The organism is Phenylobacterium sp., assembly GCF_044358365.1.
GTDB lineage: Bacteria > Pseudomonadota > Alphaproteobacteria > Caulobacterales > Caulobacteraceae > Phenylobacterium.
Window position 1 is genome coordinate 1 of the sequence record NZ_JBIKNZ010000135.1, and the last position, 3,567, is coordinate 3,567.

The 3,567-nt window shown below is 66.1% G+C and carries 3 protein-coding genes; all 3 read right to left on the bottom strand.

Annotated elements, in window-relative coordinates:
• Positions 1-156 precede the first annotated feature (156 nt).
• The 3 genes from ACIQ3B_RS18315 to istA are packed head-to-tail and all read right to left on the bottom strand — an operon-like array spanning position 157 to position 2,622.
• Positions 157-384 carry a hypothetical protein gene (locus tag ACIQ3B_RS18315; protein ID WP_397405149.1) on the bottom strand — a complete coding sequence of 76 codons (228 nt, stop codon included), beginning with the start codon at positions 382-384 and terminating at the stop codon, positions 157-159.
• Complete coding sequence (gene istB / locus ACIQ3B_RS18320) at positions 381-1,130, bottom strand: IS21-like element helper ATPase IstB (protein WP_397405151.1); 750 nt, start codon at positions 1,128-1,130, stop codon at positions 381-383. The genes ACIQ3B_RS18315 and istB overlap by 4 nt, the downstream gene beginning before the upstream one ends.
• A complete protein-coding gene (gene istA, locus ACIQ3B_RS18325; RefSeq protein ID WP_397405152.1) occupies positions 1,120-2,622 on the bottom strand; it encodes an IS21 family transposase in 1,503 nt (500 codons plus the stop codon). The genes istB and istA overlap by 11 nt, the downstream gene beginning before the upstream one ends.
• Positions 2,623-3,567 lie beyond the last annotated feature (945 nt).

Genomic DNA, 3,567 nt, shown 5'->3' on the forward strand with positions numbered 1-3,567 from the left:
TAGCGCCTATGCGCTCACGTGTAGACAGGCCAGACCCAGGTGTTACCGGCTGTCTAAACCCGCCACTATCTGGCGGAGCGGCAGGAATGTAGGACAGGGAACGGCGAAGGGGCCCAGTTGGGCCCCTTCGCAATTTCAGCTACGCGCGGTTGTAAATCAGAACGGTGGGTCTTCCTCCTCGGTGCTGCATGAGGCTGATCCAGGCCCGTTGCAGAACTCCTCGTTGAGAAGCTCTTGCACCCGGATCTGATAGCGCGCCCAAAGCACCTCGCGCAGGTCGTCGAGCAGTTCGAGTACGACCAGGGCCTGCTCCGGCGACCAGTCGTCGGGCAGCAGGAAGGGGATGCCGCGCTGGCGGCCGGAGGGGAGATGCCAGGGTTTCATGGCGCCCCCTTGCGGCGTGGGCGCCCGCGCTGTTCGGCCCGCTCCTTGGCCTCCTTCAGGCGGTATGAATCGCCTTCGATGACGACCACCTCGGCGTGGTGCACCAGTCGGTCCACCAGCGATACCACGCAGGCGGCGTTGGGGAACACCGTCGCCCACTCCGCGAACGGCTTGTTCGTCGTCACCAGGGTGCTCTTCGCCTCGTAGCGCCGGCTCACCAGTTCGAACAGCAGGTCCGCATGGCGGTTCGAGTAGGACAGGTAGCCGATTTCGTCGATGACCAGTAAATCCGGGCTGGCGTAGTGGCGCAGTCGGCGGCGCAGGGCCGTATCACTGTCCAGGGCCGCCAGTTCGCCCAACAGCTCGCCGGCGGTGGTGAAGCGCACAGTGTGGCCCTGGATCAGGGCTTGATGCGCAATATTGCGCGCCAGCGTCGATTTCCCCACGCCGTTGGGGCCGACCAGCACGATATTGGCGGCTTCTGCGATGAATTCGAGGGCCATCAGCGTTTCCACCGAGGCCCGGTCGCAGCGGCTGGGCCAGGTCCAGTCGAAATCCGCCAGGGGCTTGAAGCGCCCAATGTGGGCCGAGGCCAGACGTCGCTCCAGGCTGCGCCGGCCGCGCTCTGCCTCTTCCCACTGGAGTAGCGACGGCAGCCACTCGGCGGTGGCCACTTCGGGCCAATGCGCCAACAGGCCATGCAGGCGCAAGGCGGTAGCGCGATCCCGCAGGGTCTCAAGATTCATTCTGACCTCCCGATGTCCGGGACAGTTGGTCGTAGGTTTCCAGCCGATGCGGTAGGACCTGGGCATCGCGAGCGACGACGTGGGCCGGCAGACAGGGCGCCACCGGCGGCGCCTGGTCGCGGGCTTCCCGCCGGACCTCCAAGGCCTGACGCACCGCGTTGGGATGAGGCACTCCGCGCGCCAGGGCCATCAGCACCGCGGCCTCCACCTCCGCGGCGCCGTAGCGCTCCACCAGACGCCCCAGGGTGACGGTGATGGATCCCAGGTTCTCGCCCCGCTCGGCCGCCTGGGTGAGCAAGGTTCGACTGGCGGGCACCGCCTGGACCAGCCAGTTCATCCCGCGCTGCGCATGGGCCTGGGCCTTCCGTTCAACCAGCTCTGCGATGTGCGCCGGGTCCTCGATCTGCTGGCCCCGGTCATAGCTGCGCAGGTGCGTAGCCACGATGGTCGGTCCATCGAGCACCCGGACCCGTTCGGCATCGGCCAGCACCGTCAGGGTCTTGCGCACCAGGGTGTGGGGCACCGAGTAGTCGTTGAGGTCGAAACGAACATAAGGCGTTTTGCCCACCGATGCTTCAACCCGTTCCTCCTGGGGCCAGGGGTTGTCTGGCAGGGTGAGCAGATGGGATTGTTCCTGGGCAAAGGCTTCCCGCACGGTCAGGGTTCGATCTTGCGGGCAGAGGCGATCGTCCGCCTGACCCAGACACCACGCCTCGGCCTGCCGATTGAGGTCAGCCAGGTCGGTGTAGGTGCGCGCGGCGAAGAAGCTGTCGCGTACATAGCGGATCGCCCGTTCGACCCGTCCCTTCTCGTTGCCCCGCGCCACCGCCACCGGTCGCGGCTCATAGCGATAGTGGCCGGCGAAGGCGAGCAGGGTGGGATGGAAACGGATGGCATCACCCACCCGCTCGAGTACAGCGCTCTTCAGGTTGTCGTACAGCAGGACCCGGGGCAAGCCGCCCCAGGTCTCGAACGCGCCGGCGTGGCCGCGCAGGAAGTTCTCCATGCGGGCGTCAAGGAAGAAGCGCAGGTAAATGCGCCGAGACCAGGACAACACCATGACGAAGGCCATCAAGGGGCGCCGGGCCCGGCCAATCTGGAGATGGCCGAAGTGACCCCAATCGACTTGCCCCTGATCGCCCGACAGGCTCACCAGACGCAGATAGGCTTCCGCCGCGGGCCGGGGGCGGTGCAAGGCGATAAGGTGGCGGAAGTGGTCGGGACCGCCGCAGTAGCCGCGCTCCCGGACCATGGCGTAGAGGCGGCTGGCGGTGAGGCTGGGGAATTTCTCCAGGGTCTCGTGGATGAAGGGCAGCCAGGGGTCGATGCGGGACGGGCGCGCGGCAACGATGCGCGGCACACCGGCCTGGCGCAGGACACGTTCGACGCTGCCGTGATGGACGTGCAACTGTCGGGCGATGGTGCCGATGCGCCATTTCTCAACGTGGTAGTAACGCAGGATCTGGGCTTCGAGTTCAGGGGGCAGGGCCATGGATGTGATCTCTCCGGTCGGATGGGGGGGAAGGACGACGGATCCGATGGCGCAGAAAGCCCAGTCTGACCTGTTCCACCAGGGCACAACCACAGAAATGGCAGTGCCGGGGTACGGGGGAGACGCTGGCCTTGGGCGCTGCTGGATCAGGCCGCAGTAGAGCCGGAGGGGCTGGGGGTGGGGAACCGTGATGCGTCACTATTGCTTGACTGGCACGGTAGCGGCGCTGGCGCTCGGCATGGGCTATGCGTCCGCGCGGACTGGCTTGATAGCGCTGACCGGCGGCGCGCAGGGAGTCGGTGCGGGCGGCTTCGGCACAGCCGCCCGCACAATAGCGATGACCGCGGTCGCAGCGACTGCAGATGAGTACCGCGCTGCGGCAGCGGGCACAGAGGTAGCGTCGTCCCGGAGGTTCCATCGGCTGACAAGGCCGATGGGTGCTCGACAGGATCGGGGGAGGGGTGAAATACTTTCCACGCAACGTCGCCCGCCCGGGCACGGGGCGCGACATCGGAATTGAACTTGCAGGTTTGTGGCCGGTGTCGCGCCTGCTTCCATAGGCTGACAGCCTTTCTAGTGCATCCGCGCCGCGCTCGCTACTTCAGCGCATCACCCGCCCAACCCCCTCATATATTGGCCGCCACAAGTGGACTGGGGGTGTTTCTAGTCGCCCTCCGGGCTCCTTCCAACACCCCCAGTCCACTCAGTAGTCCCGCCTCCCCGCCGCGAAACTATTACCAACGCTCGCCGTCAGCAAGCTCATGACCACGACGCGCTGTCCGCCAGATATGGGCGGATTTATGTAGCCGTTCACAACAGGCCGCCCGCATTGATACCGACGCGCAGCAGGCCGAAATCGACGGTATCCGGGAAGGTGGTACGCAACATGCGGGTGACGACATCGTCCGCTTGCGGCTTGGGCGTGCCGCCGGTGAGTTTGCATAG